Origin of the sequence: Bradyrhizobium sp. Gha, assembly GCF_900113735.1 — a bacterium.
Lineage (GTDB): Bacteria > Pseudomonadota > Alphaproteobacteria > Rhizobiales > Xanthobacteraceae > Bradyrhizobium.
The window spans coordinates 36306-52694 of record NZ_FOQM01000001.1; the positions used below are offsets into that span (position 1 = coordinate 36306).

Genomic DNA, 16389 nt, shown 5'->3' on the forward strand with positions numbered 1-16389 from the left:
GTGCAATCGGAGGCGCGCGATGATCCGCTTTCTGCTCGTTCTCATGATGCTTGCCGGCACGGCCGGCGCCGTCGTCGCCTATGGCGATCCCGATCAGATCGCGCGCGCCGGCCACAAGGTCTCGCACATTTTTCGTGCACAGACGGCGGCGCCCGCCCCCGCCGTACAGATCGAGCGCGGCCAGGGCGGCGAGTTCGCGCTGCGCGCCAAGATCAACGGCGTGGCTGCTCCGATGGTGATCGACACCGGCGCGACGTCCGTGGTGCTGACCTGGGAGACCGCGAAGGCAATCGGGCTTCCGCTCGAGATGCTCGAATACGACGTCGACCTCGAAACCGCAGGCGGTCACACCAAGGCGGCACGGCTCACGATCGACCGGCTCGCCGTCGGCCATCTCGTCGAGAAGTCGGTGCCAGCCCTCGTCGTCCAGCGTGGGCAGATGAAGACCAATCTGCTCGGCATGAGCTTCCTTGATCGGCTCGAGAGCTGGGGTGTGCGGTCCGATAAGCTGATGCTCACCGGCTATCCGGAACTTCAGGCCGGCCATCGCCGCTCGCGCACGGCGGTCGATTAAACGCGCTCCGCGGCGGGCTCTGTCCGCGCGCAGTCACTCCCATTTTGAGACTCGCCATTGAACACGGCAGCCACCGGCGCACGGCCCCCGACTCTTGCGATCGCATCGCGCAAGACGTCGACGCCGGCTCCGGGCTTCACGCCCTGTTCGGCGAGATGGCGGCGGAAGGCTCGTGCGCCGGGGACAGCATGAAAGGCGCCAACGAAATGCCGCGTGACGGCGTGCAGGCGCGTGCCGCGTGCGAGCTGCGCCTCGATATAGGGCATCATCGCCTCGAATGCGTCCTGCATGGTCGCATGCGGCGCTGTTTGGCCGAAGATGTCGGAATCGACGGAGAGCAACCGCCACGGCTCCTGATATGCGGCGCGGCCGAGCATTACGCCGTCGACATGATCGAGGTGTGCCTTCGCCTCCTCGACGCTCAGGACACCGCCATTGATGATGACGGGCACGTCAGGCATCGCCCGTTTGAGACGATAGACGCGATCATAGTCCAACGGCGGAATATCGCGGTTCTCCTTCGGCGACAGACCGTTGAGCCAGGCCTTGCGGGCATGCACGATTAGCGTGTCGCAGCCCGAAGCCACGACGGCACGAGCAAGCGCGTCGAGCGACACTTCCGGATCCTGATCGTCGATGCCGATGCGGCACTTCACTGTGACCGGAATGGCGACCGCGCCCTTCATCGCCTCGACGCACCTTGCCACGAGCTCCGGCTCCGCCATAAGGCAAGCGCCGAAGCGGCCGTCCTTCACGCGATCGGATGGGCACCCGACATTGAGATTGACCTCGTCATAGCCGAACTCCTCGCCGATCCGCGCAGCCTTCGCGAGGTCGCCAGGATCCGACCCGCCAAGCTGTAGCGCCACCGGATGCTCGCTCGCGTCGAACCCAAGCAGCCGCTCCCGATCACCATGAATGATGGCGCCGGTGGTCAGCATCTCCGTATAGAGCAGGGCCCGCTTCGACAGATGGCGGTGGAACACCCGGCAGTGCCGGTCAGTCCAATCCATCATGGGCGCCACGGAAAAACGACAAGTAATTGATTTTTCGTATTTTTCTTTCATATCAGTCATTTAGATGCTACTCTAGGAGCCTCCAAGGGCCGCCGATTTATGCCGATTTCCGCCTATTTTGACCCATTTTTCGCTACCAAGTACAACAATGTTGTACAGGCGGGCCTCCATGTTGTACCGAATTTCTCGTCTCGGAGAGGCACGTAATGGGAACTATCATCGCCCGCAAGCGCAAAGACGGCAGCACAGCGCATCTTGCTCAGGTCTTAATAAAGAAGGCCGGCCTTATTGTGCGCCGGGAAGCGAGAACATTCGATAGAAGACAGGCAGCGGCCGCTTGGCTGGAAAGAAGGGAAAAGGAACTCGCTGCACCGGGCGCTCTCGATCAGCAAGATCCCGTCCTCTCTGACGTTATCGATCGTTACGTCGCTGAATCAAAGAAGAAGATCGGACGCACCAAAGCGCAGGTACTAAACGCGATAAAGCGCTACGACATCGCGAGCCTACGATGCTCCAAAATTGCCAGCACTGATCTCGTCGCGTTCGCCAACGAGCTGGTCAAGAGAGTTCAGCCGCAAACCGTCAGCAATTATCTCTCGCATCTGGCGTCGATCTTCGCAATCGCACGACCAGCGTGGGGCTATCCGCTTGATCAGGACGCCATGAAAGACGCGTTCGTTGTCGCGAAGCGGCTTGGGGTCACTAGCAAGAGCCGCTCGCGCGATCGGCGCCCCACGGTCGACGAATTGGACCTGCTGATGACTCATTTTGGGGAACGACAAAAGCGACGCCCCTCTTCCGTGCCAATGCAGAAGGTTATTGCCTTCGCAATGTTCTCGACACGTCGCCTTGAGGAAATCACACGCCTTCGGCGCACGGATCTGGACGAGGACGGTAGCCGAATTCTGGTACGTGATATGAAAAATCCCGGCGAAAAGATAGGAAATGACGTCTGGTGCGATCTGCCAGCCGTGGCGCTTCAGATCATTGCCTCCATGCCGTCCGACGCAGAAGAAATCTTTCCCTTTACTACTGACGCAATCGGAGCTGGCTTCACGCGTGCATGTCAGATTCTAGGAATCAACAATCTGCACTTTCACGATCTACGTCACGAGGGCGTTTCAAGGTTGTTCGAGATGGGACGAAATATACCGCAAGTGGCTGCCGTATCTGGCCATCGCTCCTGGTCAAGTCTCAAGCGCTACACGCACCTCCGTCAAACAGGCGATAAGTATGCGAATTGGAAGTGGCTTTCGGTGGTGAGCAACCAAGCGCAACCAAACGTAATGGGTTGAGGCATCGACGCGTCGATCTGCCCTTGAAGTGCTGCTATCCAGTTCTTTGAATAGTACGCGCGAATCAAAGTCACGCTTGTACCAACGGAGATCCTAAAGATGGGCGGCAAGCTATCGGCTCTGAAGAAACTAAGTCGAGCCATCCCGAACCACCATGCCGGCCACGGACCCCCTCAGCACGGGCATAACCGCACACATGCATGGCCAACCGCTACCATGACGTGGTCGCTCAGCGACACGAAGCTTACACACGGCCGGTGGCTGACCCATATGAATGGTCCCAACGCTGCGCAGCTTCGAGACAGAGCTCGCGGTCGATCTGCCAGTTGCTCGGCCCGCAGCTGCTCCCGGTGCGCTCCATCTCGTGACAGTCTGGCAGGAACCGCCGTTCTCGCGTGATTTGTCGCCGCCTAAATTGTCCCGCGTGGTTAAATCTCGGAGGCGCAACCACCGATACCCGCATTCAGTTCAAGTTGCGATCTGATCAAGGCCGCCTCCTGCGTCCCGAACGCAGTGAACATTTTCTAAGTTATTGATTTTTATCGAGGTGACGGGGGTTACCATCCCATTTTGTTCACGGTCGTTTCACCCAATTCGTTGCGATATCGTTGCGCCTTCAGAGACGCGAACGAGAGGTGCCGAAGATCTGAGATTACCCCGGGGGCTTGGATGCACGAAGCGCATTTCCAAATGCCGGCTTCCAAATGAACGATCTCAGCTGAGCGCAAGATCGTGGACTTGGCAGCAGCGCCTTAGCTTGAGCGAGCCGTGGTATGGCGGAATCAAAATCAGTTTGATTATGCAACGATTTCAACGAGCATTTGGAAAAAATCGCAAGATTTGCCTCTCGTAATATCAATTGCTTAGCCGACCTTTCCAAATGAAGAAGCCGCTCCTGCAATCCTTTTTGAACTGGGCAAACCCGCCAGGAGGTACCGCACCTGGATCAGGGAACGCTCCCTCGATACCGATGCCCCGCAACCGCAAATTTGGGCCTGGCGCATTCCTACTCCAGCAAAAGGCTGCTGAAGCCGTCGGATTCAGCCCATTTCGCGATGAGTTAGACTCCTGCGCCTAACGACCGGCTATCTCCATGTTCGCGATACATTAGCATTCCTGCGGCGTCGCCCAGTTGCGAGCAGAACCAGCACGAAGGACGCTGCCGTCATCAGCGTCGAGATCGCGGCAATGGTTGGATCGATCTCGTCGCGGAGCGCGGTGAACATGCGCTTGGTCAGCGGCTGATATCGGCCGCCGGAAATAAATAGCGCGACGATGGTCTCGTCCATCGCCGAGATGAAGGCGAAGATGCCGCCGGCGAGTACGCTGCACTTGATCTGCGGCAGCGTCACCGCAAAGAAGCTGCGCAGGCGGTCATGCCCAAGCTGCGCGCCACCATCTCCTGTGCCGGATCGAAGCTCTGCAGGCGCGCCAGCACCGAGATGACGACGTCAGGTAATCCCAGCATGACATTTGCTAGCACGAGGCCGGTGAAGTCGCAGCTTTCCAACGCCTTTAGGAGCTATGCGGCTGAGTTTGGCATTGTCGGCCCCGCCGGTCGGCAGAACGTCACGGCACTTATCAAGCGGGTGCTCGCCTGCTTCGCCGGCATCTGGACCAACTGGACGACTGTCCGGAAGGTCAAGGAAAGCGAGACGACAAACGATCTCTACGGATTCCTGACGACGGACGCCAACGCCGAAGTCTTCGCCATCCACCCGAAAGCGATGCCGGTGATCCTGTCGCCCCCCGAAGAGGTCGAGACCTGGATGACCGCGCCGGCGGACGAAGCGCTCAAGCTGCAGCGGCCGCTTCCGGACGGGACATTGAAGATTGTCGCGCGCGGCGTGAAGGAAGATCCCGCGCCAGCGACGTAGCGTTCTCCACAGGCGCTGCGGAACACGTGGACAAGCCGAAGCCCTGTCGATTGCGAATCCCTGCCCCGTGCTAACCGCCGGAACGAGCAGGCGGGCGGAAGGATTCGTCCCGGCAGGAGCTATCTCGATGCTGATGACGAAGGAAAGGCGGCCCCCGATCCGGACGCCGCGCGGCTGGGCGATCTCGGTGCTGCAGGAAGCTGGCGCCATCCGCGAGTGCGAAGAGCACGGGTGGATGCAGGACCGCGCCGACCCGCACGCTCGCGAGCGGGCCTTCGACATCGCACGTCGGGATTCGCCGGCCGATGTCGCTCCGGAGGAGGCCGTCGCCGAGATCCGCGATGTTCTGGATTCGATCGGCGATACCTGCCCGGAGTGCCCGCCCGAGGCCGACTAAGCCGCCTCGTCCGTCATGCCGAGCTCGCAGCAAGCCGAGGCACGAAGGCGAATGAGTTCGATCCATGCCAGCGCGGCGTTGATCCATCTCTGCCGTTCAGCTCCATCGGCTTCGGCGGCGAGCTTCATGGCCGCAAACGCCTCGCGCTCGGGATCGTACTCGACGTCCATGGGCTGAAACATAATCGCGGGTCGTAAACGATCACACAGCGAGGCGACCGTAGGAATCCGGGGCCGCCACGAGCGCGATCGCGGGCCTAACCCTCCGGAGCGTCTCGCCTCTCCTGCTAGAATCTGTCGATGAGCCGCTCGCGAGGCTCTGGATCAGCGCTGCTACTGCAGAAGGCGATGCGGGTAGCGCTGGCCGCCCCCGGACGGATCGCACTTTTCGCAAACGCGGCAAGGCGGGGCCTTGCGAGTTGACGAATTCCATCCGTATACCATCTAATGAGATGGCAATGGGATGGTACTAACGATGGCCAGCAATGTGCACGAAATCCGACCAAAGCCCTCCGACTCGGAAAAAATCACGATCAATCTTGGTTTTGTCGATCTCGGTCAGGTCGATTTGATGGTGCAGGAAGGCTTCTACTCGAACCGCACGGATTTCATCCGGACGGCCATCCGCAACCAGCTCGAACGCCATGCCGACGTGGTCAAGCAGTCCACGGCGCGAAAGAGCCTGGACCTGGGCTTGCGAAACTACAGCCGCGAGGATCTCGAGGCGGCGCGGCGGGCGGGCGAGATGCTGCACATCAATGTTCTGGGTCTCGCCACCATCGCGCAGGACGTCACGCCCGAGCTGGCCCGCGCGACGATTACATCGGTCTCTGTGCTGGGGGCCCTGCATGCCAGTCCGGCGGTCAAGTCCGCTCTCGCCGACAGAACGAGGTAAGGTCATGTTGAACCAGGACATCATTCGCGAAGCCACACGCCTCACACGCTCGGGCCAACTCGTCGAGGCCACCGCGCTGCTTCAGCGCATGCTTCGGGGCGAGAGAGAGCGCGGCGCTACCGCACCGACGGTCGACCACGCCGCCCTTGCGTCAGGACGAGAGCCGCCAACCATCGACGCCAAGGCGAACGCCGCCGAGACGAGGCGTCCGCGTCGGGCGGCCCAGCCGGCAGTGGATATCGCCAAAAACCTCCGCGGGCTCGGACTGGGAGGAGCCTTGAGGCGTGCGCCGCCTCCCATGGCGGACATCGTGCCGGACGGCGTCAGGTTCGTCGAAGGCGTCTACGCAAACGGCGCGGGAAGCCGCGCCTACCGGCTCTTCATCCCGAGCGGCTATCATGGCCAGCCCATTCCGCTGGTGATCATGCTCCACGGCTGCACGCAGTCGCCGGAGGATTTCGCCGCCGGCACGCGAATGAACTTCATCGCCGAAGAACAGACCTGCTTCGTCGCCTATCCCGCGCAGCGGGCCGACGCAAACCAGGCGAAATGCTGGAATTGGTTTCGTCCGGCCGACCAACAGCGCGGCGGAGGCGAGCCTTCGCTCATCGCCGGCATCACCCGCCAGATCATGCGCGACCATTCGGTCGATCCGGAACGCGTCTACGTCGCCGGACTGTCCGCCGGAGCGGCAGCTGCCGCTGTGATGGGATCGACGTACGGCGATCTGTACGCGGCGATCGGCATTCATTCCGGACTGGCCTGCGGATCAGCCAGCGACCTTCCCTCCGCGCTGATGGCCATGAAGCAAGGCGGCGGACAGGAGGCAACGCCGAGCGACGGCCCGCCCGTGCCGACAATCGTCTTTCACGGCGATCGCGACACCACCGTGCATTCCAAGAACGGTGCTCGGATCGTCCGACAATCGATCGGCGGCTCCCGCACGAAGGCGAAGGTCCATCGCGGGCGGGTACCTGGAGGGCATGCTTACACCCGCACGGTCCACACCGACGCCGGCGGGCGCGGAATCCTCGAACACTGGGAAATCCACGGAGCCGGACACGCATGGTCGGGGGGCAGCCCCGCCGGCTCCTACACCGATCCGGACGGGCCGGATGCAACGAGGGAGATGCTGCGTTTCTTTCTCGAGCATTCGCTGCGGCAGGGGCGGAATTGAGGTGGCATCCGCTTTTCATCTCGGTGATGGGAAGCGGACGTCGCAATCGTCCTCCACCGAGCGGGAGCCCTTTGGCATGAATCGTCTGACCTTTAAGCCAATCAGGTCTTCGGCTTCTGTTCCGCTGCAGTCTCTCGAGCGATCCGCTCCGCCTTCAGGCGCTCCCGGTTTGCATGGAATGCCTGTTGGACCCGTTCATGCTCGGAGACGGGTGCCTCCGCGCGCGTTTCGCGAAACACCTTCTGGGCTTTCCGTTGGGCTGCGGTCGGCATCCTCGTTTGAGCTGCGAGGCAGAGGAGCACGCGGTGTCAATCTATTCGTATGTTCACGCAATGAGCTTTGGAAGCCGGAAACGCCGGGTCCGCCCGACCCGCGCGCGCTAGGGAGGTCGGCTTTGGGACGAAGAGCTCATCGAGTGGTTTGTGCCCGGGGCTGGCGTTCCGGCCGCCCACAATCAGGCCTGTGTCCAGCTTCGGGCCACGCCCCGCCTGTCAGAGCTTGGGGTGACGCAGAAGTGTCCCCAATTTCTCCCTCAATTGCTCGATCGAGAACGGCTTACCGAGCGCGGGCGCATCCCGGAACTCCTCCTCCAGCGGCGGTCCGCCATAGCCCGTGCTGAACAGGAACGGAATTTTTCGATCGCGCAAGATGCGAGCTACAGGAAAAACCAGCTCTCCAGCGAGATTCACGTCAAGGAGCGCCAGATCGAAGGATGTCTTTGTCGCGAGTTCGCAGGCTTTGGACACGTGCGCCGCTGAGGCGACCACCTTCAATCCCAATTCCTCGAGCATGTCTTCGATCATGAGGGCGACTAAGCCTTCATCTTCAACGAGGAGAACTCTGGTACCCGAGATCTCAGCCATTGGCTGCCGGAAGCATAATGGGAAAAACCATGCGGCAGCGTGCGCCCTCGGGCTCGAAGACCAGATCGAACTCGCCAGCCAGGTCATGCTCTATGCAACGCTCCATCAGCCGGGTGCCAAATCCACGCCGCTTGGGAGGCGTAACCGGTGGTCCCCCACGTTCGCGCCACTCGCACTCGAGCGTACCTTGGTTGTCCCTGCCCACCCGCCAAGTGAGTGACACTGATCCATCCGGCAGGGAGAGCGCGCCGTATTTCACCGCGTTGGTCAGAAGCTCGTTGAAGACGATGGTAACACTCAGCGCCGTGCGCGCGTCCAGATCCACGTGCGGCCCTTCTGTCACCACCCGCCCGCCAGACACCGGTGCGACGATATCGTCAACCAACTTTTCGAAAGGGGCATCCTGCCAGTTTCGCTGAGTAAGCAGGTCGTGCGCTCGGGCAAACGCAAGGAGGCGTCCCGTGAACGTCGGCAGAAACTCCTCTAGATCAGCGGCATGGCGAGCGGTCTGACTCGCGAGCGACTGCACCGTTGCCAAAGTGTTTTTCACACGGTGGTTCAGCTCGTCAATAAGGACCTTCTGAGCGTTCTCAGCGCGCTTGCGCTCGCTGATGTCGACCAGCATGTTGATAGCTCCGACGAGGTTGCCCGCGGCATCTCGCAGCGGCGTCGGATAAGGAATGAACGGCACGCGTCCGCCATCCGGGCGCTCGGCCACCGCCTCGGCACCACGAACCGGCCGGTTTTCGCGGAGCGCTACGGCCATCGGGCATTCGTTATGCGGCAGCGGCGTGCCATCAGGCCAATAGAGTTTCCAGGTCACGCACCACTCGTCGCCCGGCTGTGGCGTTCTCCCAGCCATCTCCACCGCGGCGCGATTGTAGAAGTTGATCCGGCCGTTCGCATCGGTCGTGTAGATCGCAGCCGGCAGCGCCTCGAGAAGATCGCGCATGCGCTGCTCGCCTTCACGCAGGCGGTCCTCCATCTGTTTGGTGGCGGTGACATCCTGGGCAACCCGCACACCGTAGAGAAAGCGCCCTTCCGTGTCGCGCACCGATGAACTGAAGATGTCGAGATGCCGCACCGACCCGTCAGGACGGAGTGCGCGCTTGCGAATGGTGTAGTTCGCGATGTCACCGTGCACCTGCCGCGCGTACAGCTCGGCATCCTCGGCCCGGTCATCCGGATCGGTGTAGTCGAAGAAGGTCATTCCGAGCAGCTCGTCGCGTGAGCGTCCGGTGATACGGCAAAGAGAGTCATTCACCCGCAAGAAGCGCCCGTTCTCATCGATCTCGGAAATGCCGACGCTGGCCGCCTCATAAGTCGCAGCGAGCCGGGTTTCACTGGCTTGTCGCGCTTCCTCAGAAGCATGCAACTTGGTCACGTCAGTCGTGAAGCAACGCGTGTTGACGAACTTGCCCTCCACGAAGCGGCTGTTCGATGTAATCAGCACATGCTTGACCGAGCCGTCACGCGCCCGAAGCCGTGCAGGATAGCGATCGAGCCGCTCGCCGCATGAGAGGCGCTGAAGGATATCTCCGATTGTCGCAGCGTCGGCATGGAACTCGGCAACATGGCGGCCGATGTACTCTTCGGGTCTGTATCCCAGCATGTCCAGTTCGGCTTTGTTGGCACGAAGGATGATGCCTTCGCTGCTGACGATATGCAGCCCCACGGCACCGTTCTCGAAAAAGTCCTCCAGATCCTGCGTTGTCCGGCGGACTTCCTCCTCAACCCGCTTGCGTCCGGTGATGTCTTGGAAGCAATTGATGGCGCCTTGGATGCGGCCTGAGTGGTCGCGCAAGGCGCGGATATTGACCAGGGCTGTAAGGCGAGAGCCGTCCGGCCGCGCCATGATGATTTCGGCATTGCGCGTCGGCGCACCCAGGCGAATGGCGGTGGCCATCGGACAGTCGGCGCGCGCAAGCGGCGATCCATCGAGCAGATAAAGCTGATGCGAGCCGCAGAAACGCTCCTTCTTCGCGACATCAGGTGTTCGTCCCCACAGGTGTACCGCTTCACTGTTGTAGGCGACGAGCCATCCTTCGGCGTCACAGAGGCACACCGCGCCGGGAATGGCATCGAGTGCGGGAGCCCCAGCCGCGGCCAGCGCCTCAAACTCCGTCGGCTGCCGACGAGCAGAGAGCGGAAATTCTTCGACATTTGACATGGAAACTGCTCTCGGGGCGAGAGACGGAGGGCCCGGTCCGAACCCGCTGTTTGAAAAAGGACATGGGCAGACGCCCCCGTTGGCCCGCCGAACCTTCCCCAACGTCCCCGGCGCGCAACTGTTCCTGAATGCCGTCACTGGTCGCCGACTAAACGGCGAGAACGGAAATATTCTACTGCCCCGTGAGTGACCGACCCACAAGCTGGCGCATTGCCCACACCGAAACTGAAATGGGCCAAGGTGCGGATTGCCGGGGATCTCTCGGGACGATGCCGCCGCCGAAGTGAGCATTGTCCCTGGAGTCGATCGGCGACACATGCCCAGAATGCCCGCCGAGTCCGGAAGCGTCATCTACCCTTGCGCGGCTCCTCGGACTCCGAGATGGCCGGATAGAGCGCGACCGGACAGGTCACCATGGACAGACGCAGGAACCCTTTCCAGTTGGCGCGCGGTGCGGTGTACGCAAAACTCCGTTCGGGCGTGGATTCAAGACGGACGAGGCGGCCCAGGGCCGCCAGGCAGCAGACCATTTCACCCTGCGGGGGCTCGCTCCGAGGACGTCCAGGGCGTTAGCGCACGGCGGCATGTTCGATCTCGAAGCGAAGGCCCACCCGGAGAACGGGCCCGCCGCCATCCCGCACTACGATCGCGAGAGTACGAACGACGGACCCTGGCAGTACGTCCTTAGCGAAGTCCGCCATGGCCCGGGACGCCTCCCGTTTCACGTCCTCGAAGGAAGCGATCTCCACCCCGACGTCGTCGGGGACGAATTTCTCGTTGTCGGAGGTATCAAAGTAATAGCGAGGCATTCACCAAAACCGCTTGCGGCGGCAGCCGTTCCAAGGCGCCCACGCCCGAGGCGGAGCTTGACTCTGCACGAACGGAAAGTGAACATAAACCCTGCCCGCCGCGTCGGCCGAGGACAACCTGCTGGCCGCCGCCGACCAAGCGATCGCGCCGCCTGCGGAGGGGATGCCAGGCAAGCGGTCAAGGCGGTGTCGATCGCCATCGATTTGCTCGAGCCCGAGACCAGCGAGCTGCGGGCGGGGATCTCGAAAGGATACGCAGGCCCCGCAACGCGAACGTCAGGAGCGACTGCGATGGAGGACACTTACTACGTGGCACTGCCGTTCGTCATGGCGGACGACGAGGTCGCAACCGGCGAGGCGGTGGAGTGTCGCAGCGCCAACGCCGCCGTGCTGCGCGCCGAAGCGCTCTCGCGGAAACCAGGCTGCGCAGCGCGGTCGCCTTTTCCCGGACTGGCGACCCGTCCAGCGGCGAATTCCGCGACGCCAAGCTGATCCGGAAGATGGGCGAGGTGCCGGACGATCTCAGCGCCCTTTAGAAGGTGCGATGATCTCCCGGCAGATGCCCGGCCGCTGCGAACATTCTATATCAGCCGATAGCTAACAGCGGCAATTGCGATATGGTGTTCCAGAAACGGAACGACGCCCGATGGCTGCGATATTTCTCGTCGAAGACGAAGTCCTCATCCGGATGATGATCGCCGACATGGCGACTGACCTCGGCCACAGGATCGCGGCCGAAATCGGCGACGTGAAGGGAGCTCTGAAGCACGCCGCCCAGACGAGCTTCGATGTCGCGATCCTGGATGTGCAGCTTCTCGACGGAAGCAGCGAACCGATCGCCGATCTGCTGACGGCCCGAAACATCCCCTTCGCCTTCGCGAGCGGTTACGGGTCGGGCGGTCTGCCCGAGCGCTTCAAGGATCGGCCAATCCTGCGAAAGCCGTTCGAAGCCGCCGAGCTTCAAAGGTGCATCGAAGAGTTGCTGTCGAGTCAGAAGACCGACTAGCTCCGGCAATCAAGAAGAGAAGCACGCGAATTAACATAGCCGATTGGCGTGCCGCCACGGTGCCGCGATACTCACGGCATGACGGATCCATTGTTCGAGCGAGCCGAACGGGCCATCGAAGAGAGCACTTCGCTACGGCGCGACCGCCACGCCCTCGCGGAGCGCTTCAGCGGCATGGCCGCGAAAGTGCGAAGCGCGGTCGCCGCAAGCGAAATAGCCCGAGCCCAAGCGCGAGCGGAATGGAACCGGCGGAACCCGTGCGGCGTTGAGGCAGCAACCGAAGAGGAATCCGATGGAGACCTTCCCTCTCCCCAGAATCCTTGAACTGCTCATCACCGGGGAGCTGGATCGTCAGGCCTGCCTACGCTTCGATGCCAGATCCGAGACCGTCGAGCGCCTTGCGGTTGCTCAGGAGATGATTTGGCGCTCCAGTCGGTTGCTGGCCCAAACCAAAACCACTTCGATCACGCAAGTCCGGAGCACGTAGCCCCTCAACTCCGGACTTCCGCGGCTCGCCGGCGAAGGGCCGTTCCCGACTGCGTCCAGACCGGATCCGGACTGGGCAATCACGTCATTTCGGATCGGTCGGCGGCTTTAGCGGTCCGTCGAGCCAACCTCGGACGGTCGGCGAACGCATCGGATCATGATCGCACGCTGCGCAAACATAGCGCTGCCGCCCCGCCGCAGCGTCCGCAACGGCCGTCATCGGCTTGCCGCACGTCGGGCACAGCTTGCGGCTCGCGTAGAGCACTGCCATCGGATTTCCCCTGCCGGCTTCAGCGTATTTCGATCTAGGCCGCCAGCGCAACAGTGTCGCATAAAATATTGGACGAGCGCCGAAGCTCTTGACCTCGCCGCCGCCGGACATTGAAATCCAGCTTTCAGTGATGTTGCGGGGGTGGCGTCGTGGAAGAGTTCTACAGGGGCTTCGCGCAGCGGGCACGCGATCTTGCGGAGAAGGCGGACCCGTTCACTAGGCGGCGGCTGCTCGACCTCGCCAAGAGGTACGACATCAAGAGCACCGGCTCGAGCTACGGGCGGGCGCCGGCACCGCGCGCCACGCCGCCGAATGCGCTGTTCTCCGGCTCCGGCGAGGCCTGACACCGGACCTACGCCCGGGCCCGGACCTCTTCCAGCTTCTCTCTCTGCTTGTCCCAGCGCCTCGCTTCGGCTTCGGCGCGCTGGTCCAAGCTGTCTCCCGCGCGACGGCCTTATGGAACAGATTGCTGCCTCCCCCCACGCGTCGCGCGCGGCCTTCTTAGAAGGTGCCGCGATCGTAAGATCGTAGAACCCGAGCGAGGTCTGATAGGCCCTGAGAACCTTCGAGTGACGCCGGCCTCAGTGCCGAGTACCCATTGCCCGTCGGCATCGAGGCAAGGCCGCTGCCTGCCTTCGGATAGGGATGGAGGTGGCGGTCTCCGAGAGCCCGAGTGCGTGAGGCTCGACGCTCCGGATCACCACCAGCTGCCCGCGAAGGCGTCCTGCCGATCGAAAGCGAGCCGTGGTTCAGGCGACTTTCTCCGCAATCTCGCCCACCGTTTCTTCTTCGGACGAGCTTCCACACGTTTGGCCGCATGCGGTTCGACCTTGATCTCGGAAAGCGGCGTTGCAGGTATTGCGGCGAGCGCCTCCCGCGCTGAACCCCGGCGCTCTTCTGGAATGGGTTCTGCCGACGTGACCGCCGGGATGTCGGCGCGCGGACGCGTGTCGAACACGATCTTCTCCGGAAGGCTCCTCGCCGAGCGGATCCTGATCGTGGTCCTGTCGAGGTCAGTCTCGTCGGTACGCACGACGGCGGCCGGTAGGTACCGGTCGGCTGCGAAGAGCAGAGCGAGCAGAATCCCGCCCACAAATACGAAGTACCGAAAAATCGGCATGGAAGAACCGCCGCTCGCAAATCAAGGGAAATCGCTTCTCGGCGACTGTCGAGCGCCGGCTTGCGGCGGGGCGCCTCCTCCAGCGCGACCCGCCGCGGCGGACTTAGTCCACCTCTTGGACCACGGTGCGCGTGGACGGATCGACGAGCATGACGCGCTCGCCCGAGTAAACGTAACGGTACTTGGTGAGCGAGGGACCCCACTCCGCGGGCACCGCTTCGAGTTCGACATCGCGCGGCACCGGCTGGCCGACGACGATCTTCTCGCGTGTTTCGACGGGACGGATCTTGTGCTCGGTCACGTAGGTATGGATTTTGGTGCGGTATTCAGGCTCGATCTGCACGGCAGCGTGGCCGGCGCCGGTGGTGGTGACCACCGTCGACTGAGCGAACGCGCCGGTCGAGATCAGCGCGGCGGCCGCGGACATCAGCAGCAGCTTCTTCATAAGTCTCTCCTCGCCGCAGGATGCGGCGCTGCATGAACCGATGAATGATGGCAATCGTTCCGCAGTCCGGCAGGAAGACTTCCACTTTTTCCCGCCGGCTGATCGAAGCGAAACGCTTAACCGAGGCCACGTCGCATCCGTTCCTGAAATAGCAACGGAGCGACTGTGAGGCTGCGCCGGCGCCTTCAGCCGTCCTTCAGCGCGTCCTTGATGTCCCTCACGGGCCAGCTCTCGCCCATAGGCCTGACGCGCACCTTCCCGCCGCCACCGACCAGCTCATGGGTGGCGACCTCGTCCTCGACTTCGACGACCGTCAGTTCGGTCTCCGGCTTCCAATTGAGCGTCAGGTCGAGATCCCCCGGAAAGATCTGCCAGCGCGAGCCGTCCTCGAGCTCGACGATGTGGCTCTCGGAATGGGAGCGGATCTTCATCAGGCCGCATCAAGAGTCCGAGGGGGATCGCGCTGCACGGACGGGCGCCGCAGCCGGCCGGCTTCGTCACCGTGGCACCTTGGGCACCTGAACCGGATATCCGACTGCGGGGATGACGTGCGCTGCAGGTTCGCAGCCATGGGCCAAGCGCCGCAGCGGGGGCATTTTTCCAAGAGGGTCTCGGTTTCGATCATCGTGACGGTTCCTTCAAGGCGAGGCCCCGTGGTTGCGAACGGCCTGCACTTGCACAGGTTCCTGCCTCGCCGTCTGCCGGCACGGACACGTCCATTCGTGAACCAACAATCGCTTTTGCCGTTGTGCCGGCATCCGGACGCCTCGACTGCGCGTGCCCCGAAACGGCAACCATGAAGACCTACTCGCACCAGCATCTCGATTCAGCCGGCGTTTGGGACCGGACCTACCTCGAGTCGCTAATCCGCGAGGATTTCGAGCGATGCCATCCCGGCGAGACGCTGGAGGATCTCAAGCGGCGTGCGTCGTTTTCGAGAGAGGACAGAGGCCTGCTGCGGGACTGGATGACGGTCGCCGCTGGCCGCGCCGCGGCCGCACGCAGGTCAAAGAACGCTAACGATCAGCCGCCACTCTTACGGGCTGGATCGAAGAGGAAACTCACAACGGCCCGGTTCAAGCAGGTGAGGTCCCGGTATCGAGGAGCTGCGAGACGGCGGCAGCCAATTGCGCCGGCGCAAAGGGCTTCTGAACCAGGACGCTGCCGTCGACGCCCTGCGATTGCCAGTCAGGCGCGCTCGCGCTCGTCATGTAGACCACAGGAAAGCCAGGCGTGATTTCCCTGATCTGCCGCGCCAGTTCCCAGCCGCTGATGCCATCACCCAGGTTGATGTCCGTCACCAGGACCCGACATCCCTCGCGGCCATCGCAAAAAGTGCACATGGCCTCCTCCCCCGAATGGACCGAGCAGGCGTCGAAACCGCCGTCGGACAAGGCGTCCTCGACGAAGCTTGCGATGAGAACTTCATCCTCCACGACCAGAACACGAACGGCATCACTCACTTTCAAATCTCCTCGGCGACCGACCCGGGTCGTCTCGCGTGCGGCAGTGCGCTGGTCCGCAGTCCGGCGGAAGAGCGACCTCCGCCGTCAGCCAGCCAGGCAACGTAATGAGCCGTGTCAAGCCACCGGCACACCGTAATAGGCGTTCACCGAGCGCGTCGTCGCCGGGTCGCTCCAATTCCAACTGCTCTCGTCGGCGTATTTGGGGGCGTCGCGGAGCTGGTCCTGGGAAATGCCGGTGACTACATAGCCGCCGAGGTTGGTGTCGTATTTCAGTGTCTGCCATGGCAGCGGATAGTGATCGTCGCCGATGCCGAGCAGGCCGCCGAAGCTGAGCACCGCGTACGACATCTTGCCGCTGATCTTGTCGATCATGACGCGCTCGATGTAGCCCACCTTTTCGCCCTTTGCGTCGTACGCGTTCGTGCCCTCGACCTTGTCGCTGCCGATCAGGCTGAACGTCTCGCGATCTTCCATGGTCATGTTGACCTCCTGGGTGTTGTCTTCGGGAATCAACGGGGCCACG

17 protein-coding genes and 4 pseudogenes are annotated in these 16389 nt (G+C 62.4%); 8 read left to right on the forward strand and 13 right to left on the reverse strand.

Annotated features, from left to right (window positions below; genetic code table 11):
• The first annotated feature begins 19 nt into the window (after nt 1–19).
• A complete protein-coding gene (locus tag BM222_RS00195) occupies nt 20–574 on the forward strand; it encodes a TIGR02281 family clan AA aspartic protease (RefSeq protein WP_092226122.1) in 555 nt (184 codons plus the stop codon).
• Here the strand turns inward: BM222_RS00195 and dusA are convergent.
• Nucleotides 571–1650, reverse strand: a complete 1080-nt coding sequence (gene dusA, locus BM222_RS00200) for a tRNA dihydrouridine(20/20a) synthase DusA (RefSeq protein WP_502690855.1) — start codon at nt 1648–1650, stop codon at nt 571–573. The genes BM222_RS00195 and dusA overlap by 4 nt on opposite strands.
• Before the next feature lie 146 nt (nt 1651–1796).
• On the opposite strand from dusA, the gene BM222_RS00205 reads away from it, so the two are divergent.
• Nucleotides 1797–2885: a tyrosine-type recombinase/integrase gene (locus BM222_RS00205; protein WP_092226124.1), complete on the forward strand. Its 1089-nt coding sequence runs from the start codon at nt 1797–1799 to the stop codon at nt 2883–2885.
• Between the two features lie 1085 nt (nt 2886–3970).
• Here BM222_RS00205 and BM222_RS00210 read toward each other — a convergent pair.
• Nucleotides 3971–4374: pseudogene (locus BM222_RS00210) on the reverse strand (ABC transporter permease); the annotation flags it as partial.
• A 97-nt stretch (nt 4375–4471) separates the two neighbouring features.
• Between BM222_RS00210 and BM222_RS00215 the strand changes: the two are divergent.
• Together BM222_RS00215 and BM222_RS00220 are read left to right on the forward strand one after the other, a co-directional pair.
• A pseudogene (locus BM222_RS00215) lies at nt 4472–4762 on the forward strand (SOS response-associated peptidase family protein); the annotation flags it as partial.
• 127 nt (nt 4763–4889) lie between these two features.
• The gene (locus BM222_RS00220) at nt 4890–5159 is read left to right on the forward strand and encodes a hypothetical protein (RefSeq protein WP_092226127.1); all 270 of its coding nucleotides are present in this window, start codon (nt 4890–4892) and stop codon (nt 5157–5159) included.
• Here BM222_RS00220 and BM222_RS00225 read toward each other — a convergent pair.
• A complete protein-coding gene (locus BM222_RS00225; protein WP_143105877.1) occupies nt 5156–5341 on the reverse strand; it encodes a hypothetical protein in 186 nt (61 codons plus the stop codon). The two genes, BM222_RS00220 and BM222_RS00225, sit on opposite strands and share 4 nt — an antisense overlap.
• A 292-nt stretch (nt 5342–5633) precedes the next feature.
• On the opposite strand from BM222_RS00225, the gene BM222_RS00230 reads away from it, so the two are divergent.
• Together BM222_RS00230 and BM222_RS00235 are read left to right on the forward strand one after the other, a co-directional pair.
• On the forward strand, nt 5634–6053 hold the full coding sequence (locus BM222_RS00230; RefSeq protein WP_092226129.1) for a ribbon-helix-helix domain-containing protein: 420 nt from the start codon (nt 5634–5636) through the stop codon (nt 6051–6053).
• Nucleotides 6054–6057: 4 nt separating this feature from the next.
• Nucleotides 6058–7230: an extracellular catalytic domain type 1 short-chain-length polyhydroxyalkanoate depolymerase gene (locus BM222_RS00235; RefSeq protein WP_092226131.1), complete on the forward strand. Its 1173-nt coding sequence runs from the start codon at nt 6058–6060 to the stop codon at nt 7228–7230.
• A gap of 491 nt (nt 7231–7721) precedes the next feature.
• Here the strand turns inward: BM222_RS00235 and BM222_RS00245 are convergent, their stop codons facing one another.
• From BM222_RS00245 to BM222_RS00260, 3 genes are all read right to left on the reverse strand, one after another.
• Nucleotides 7722–8093 carry a response regulator gene (locus tag BM222_RS00245; RefSeq protein WP_092226134.1) on the reverse strand — a complete coding sequence of 124 codons (372 nt, stop codon included), beginning with the start codon at nt 8091–8093 and terminating at the stop codon, nt 7722–7724.
• A complete protein-coding gene (locus BM222_RS00250) occupies nt 8086–10263 on the reverse strand; it encodes a PAS domain-containing sensor histidine kinase (RefSeq protein WP_092226136.1) in 2178 nt (725 codons plus the stop codon). Before BM222_RS00250 ends, BM222_RS00245 begins: the two co-directional genes overlap by 8 nt.
• 569 nt (nt 10264–10832) lie before the next feature.
• On the reverse strand, nt 10833–11072 hold the full coding sequence (locus BM222_RS00260) for a DUF6894 family protein (RefSeq protein ID WP_092226140.1): 240 nt from the start codon (nt 11070–11072) through the stop codon (nt 10833–10835).
• Nucleotides 11073–11363: 291 nt separating this feature from the next.
• Here BM222_RS00260 and BM222_RS00265 point away from each other — a divergent pair.
• Nucleotides 11364–11608 (forward strand): annotated as a pseudogene (locus tag BM222_RS00265) (hypothetical protein).
• 50 nt (nt 11609–11658) lie between these two features.
• On the opposite strand, the gene BM222_RS42970 reads toward BM222_RS00265, so the two are convergent.
• Nucleotides 11659–12036, reverse strand: a complete 378-nt coding sequence (locus BM222_RS42970) for a hypothetical protein (RefSeq protein ID WP_177242926.1) — start codon at nt 12034–12036, stop codon at nt 11659–11661.
• 948 nt (nt 12037–12984) lie between these two features.
• Between BM222_RS42970 and BM222_RS00285 the strand changes: the two genes are divergently transcribed.
• Nucleotides 12985–13179 carry a hypothetical protein gene (locus tag BM222_RS00285; RefSeq protein WP_092226148.1) on the forward strand — a complete coding sequence of 65 codons (195 nt, stop codon included), beginning with the start codon at nt 12985–12987 and terminating at the stop codon, nt 13177–13179.
• Nucleotides 13180–13270: 91 nt separating this feature from the next.
• On the opposite strand, the pseudogene BM222_RS43190 reads toward BM222_RS00285, so the two are convergent.
• The 6 genes and pseudogenes from BM222_RS43190 to BM222_RS00315 all read right to left on the reverse strand — a co-directional run.
• A pseudogene (locus tag BM222_RS43190) lies at nt 13271–13395 on the reverse strand (cell envelope biogenesis protein TolA); the annotation flags it as partial.
• Nucleotides 13396–13532: 137 nt separating this feature from the next.
• Nucleotides 13533–13955: a hypothetical protein gene (locus BM222_RS00290; protein ID WP_092226150.1), complete on the reverse strand. Its 423-nt coding sequence runs from the start codon at nt 13953–13955 to the stop codon at nt 13533–13535.
• A gap of 103 nt (nt 13956–14058) precedes the next feature.
• Nucleotides 14059–14400, reverse strand: coding sequence for a DUF1236 domain-containing protein (locus BM222_RS00295; RefSeq protein ID WP_092226152.1), 342 nt, complete (start codon nt 14398–14400; stop codon nt 14059–14061).
• Between the two features lie 185 nt (nt 14401–14585).
• A complete protein-coding gene (locus tag BM222_RS00300) occupies nt 14586–14831 on the reverse strand; it encodes a hypothetical protein (RefSeq protein ID WP_092226154.1) in 246 nt (81 codons plus the stop codon).
• Between the two features lie 645 nt (nt 14832–15476).
• A complete protein-coding gene (locus tag BM222_RS00310; protein ID WP_092226156.1) occupies nt 15477–15863 on the reverse strand; it encodes a response regulator in 387 nt (128 codons plus the stop codon).
• A 117-nt stretch (nt 15864–15980) separates the two neighbouring features.
• Nucleotides 15981–16346, reverse strand: coding sequence for a PRC-barrel domain-containing protein (locus BM222_RS00315; protein ID WP_092226787.1), 366 nt, complete (start codon nt 16344–16346; stop codon nt 15981–15983).
• Nucleotides 16347–16389 lie beyond the last annotated feature (43 nt).

Excerpts from the sequence above, each read along its gene's own strand:
- BM222_RS00195 (WP_092226122.1), top strand. The coding sequence starts at position 20 with ATGATCCGCTTTCTGCTCGTTCTCATGATGCTTGCCGGCACGGCCGGC.
- dusA (WP_502690855.1), bottom strand. The coding sequence starts at position 1,650 with ATGACTGATATGAAAGAAAAATACGAAAAATCAATTACTTGTCGTTTT.
- BM222_RS00205 (WP_092226124.1), top strand. The coding sequence starts at position 1,797 with ATGGGAACTATCATCGCCCGCAAGCGCAAAGACGGCAGCACAGCGCAT.
- BM222_RS00220 (WP_092226127.1), top strand. The coding sequence starts at position 4,890 with ATGCTGATGACGAAGGAAAGGCGGCCCCCGATCCGGACGCCGCGCGGC.
- BM222_RS00225 (WP_143105877.1), bottom strand. The coding sequence starts at position 5,341 with ATGTTTCAGCCCATGGACGTCGAGTACGATCCCGAGCGCGAGGCGTTT.
- BM222_RS00230 (WP_092226129.1), top strand. The coding sequence starts at position 5,634 with ATGGCCAGCAATGTGCACGAAATCCGACCAAAGCCCTCCGACTCGGAA.
- BM222_RS00235 (WP_092226131.1), top strand. The coding sequence starts at position 6,058 with ATGTTGAACCAGGACATCATTCGCGAAGCCACACGCCTCACACGCTCG.
- BM222_RS00245 (WP_092226134.1), bottom strand. The coding sequence starts at position 8,093 with ATGGCTGAGATCTCGGGTACCAGAGTTCTCCTCGTTGAAGATGAAGGC.
- BM222_RS00250 (WP_092226136.1), bottom strand. The coding sequence starts at position 10,263 with ATGTCAAATGTCGAAGAATTTCCGCTCTCTGCTCGTCGGCAGCCGACG.
- BM222_RS00260 (WP_092226140.1), bottom strand. The coding sequence starts at position 11,072 with ATGCCTCGCTATTACTTTGATACCTCCGACAACGAGAAATTCGTCCCC.
- BM222_RS00290 (WP_092226150.1), bottom strand. The coding sequence starts at position 13,955 with ATGCCGATTTTTCGGTACTTCGTATTTGTGGGCGGGATTCTGCTCGCT.
- BM222_RS00295 (WP_092226152.1), bottom strand. The coding sequence starts at position 14,400 with ATGAAGAAGCTGCTGCTGATGTCCGCGGCCGCCGCGCTGATCTCGACC.
- BM222_RS00300 (WP_092226154.1), bottom strand. The coding sequence starts at position 14,831 with ATGAAGATCCGCTCCCATTCCGAGAGCCACATCGTCGAGCTCGAGGAC.
- BM222_RS00315 (WP_092226787.1), bottom strand. The coding sequence starts at position 16,346 with ATGACCATGGAAGATCGCGAGACGTTCAGCCTGATCGGCAGCGACAAG.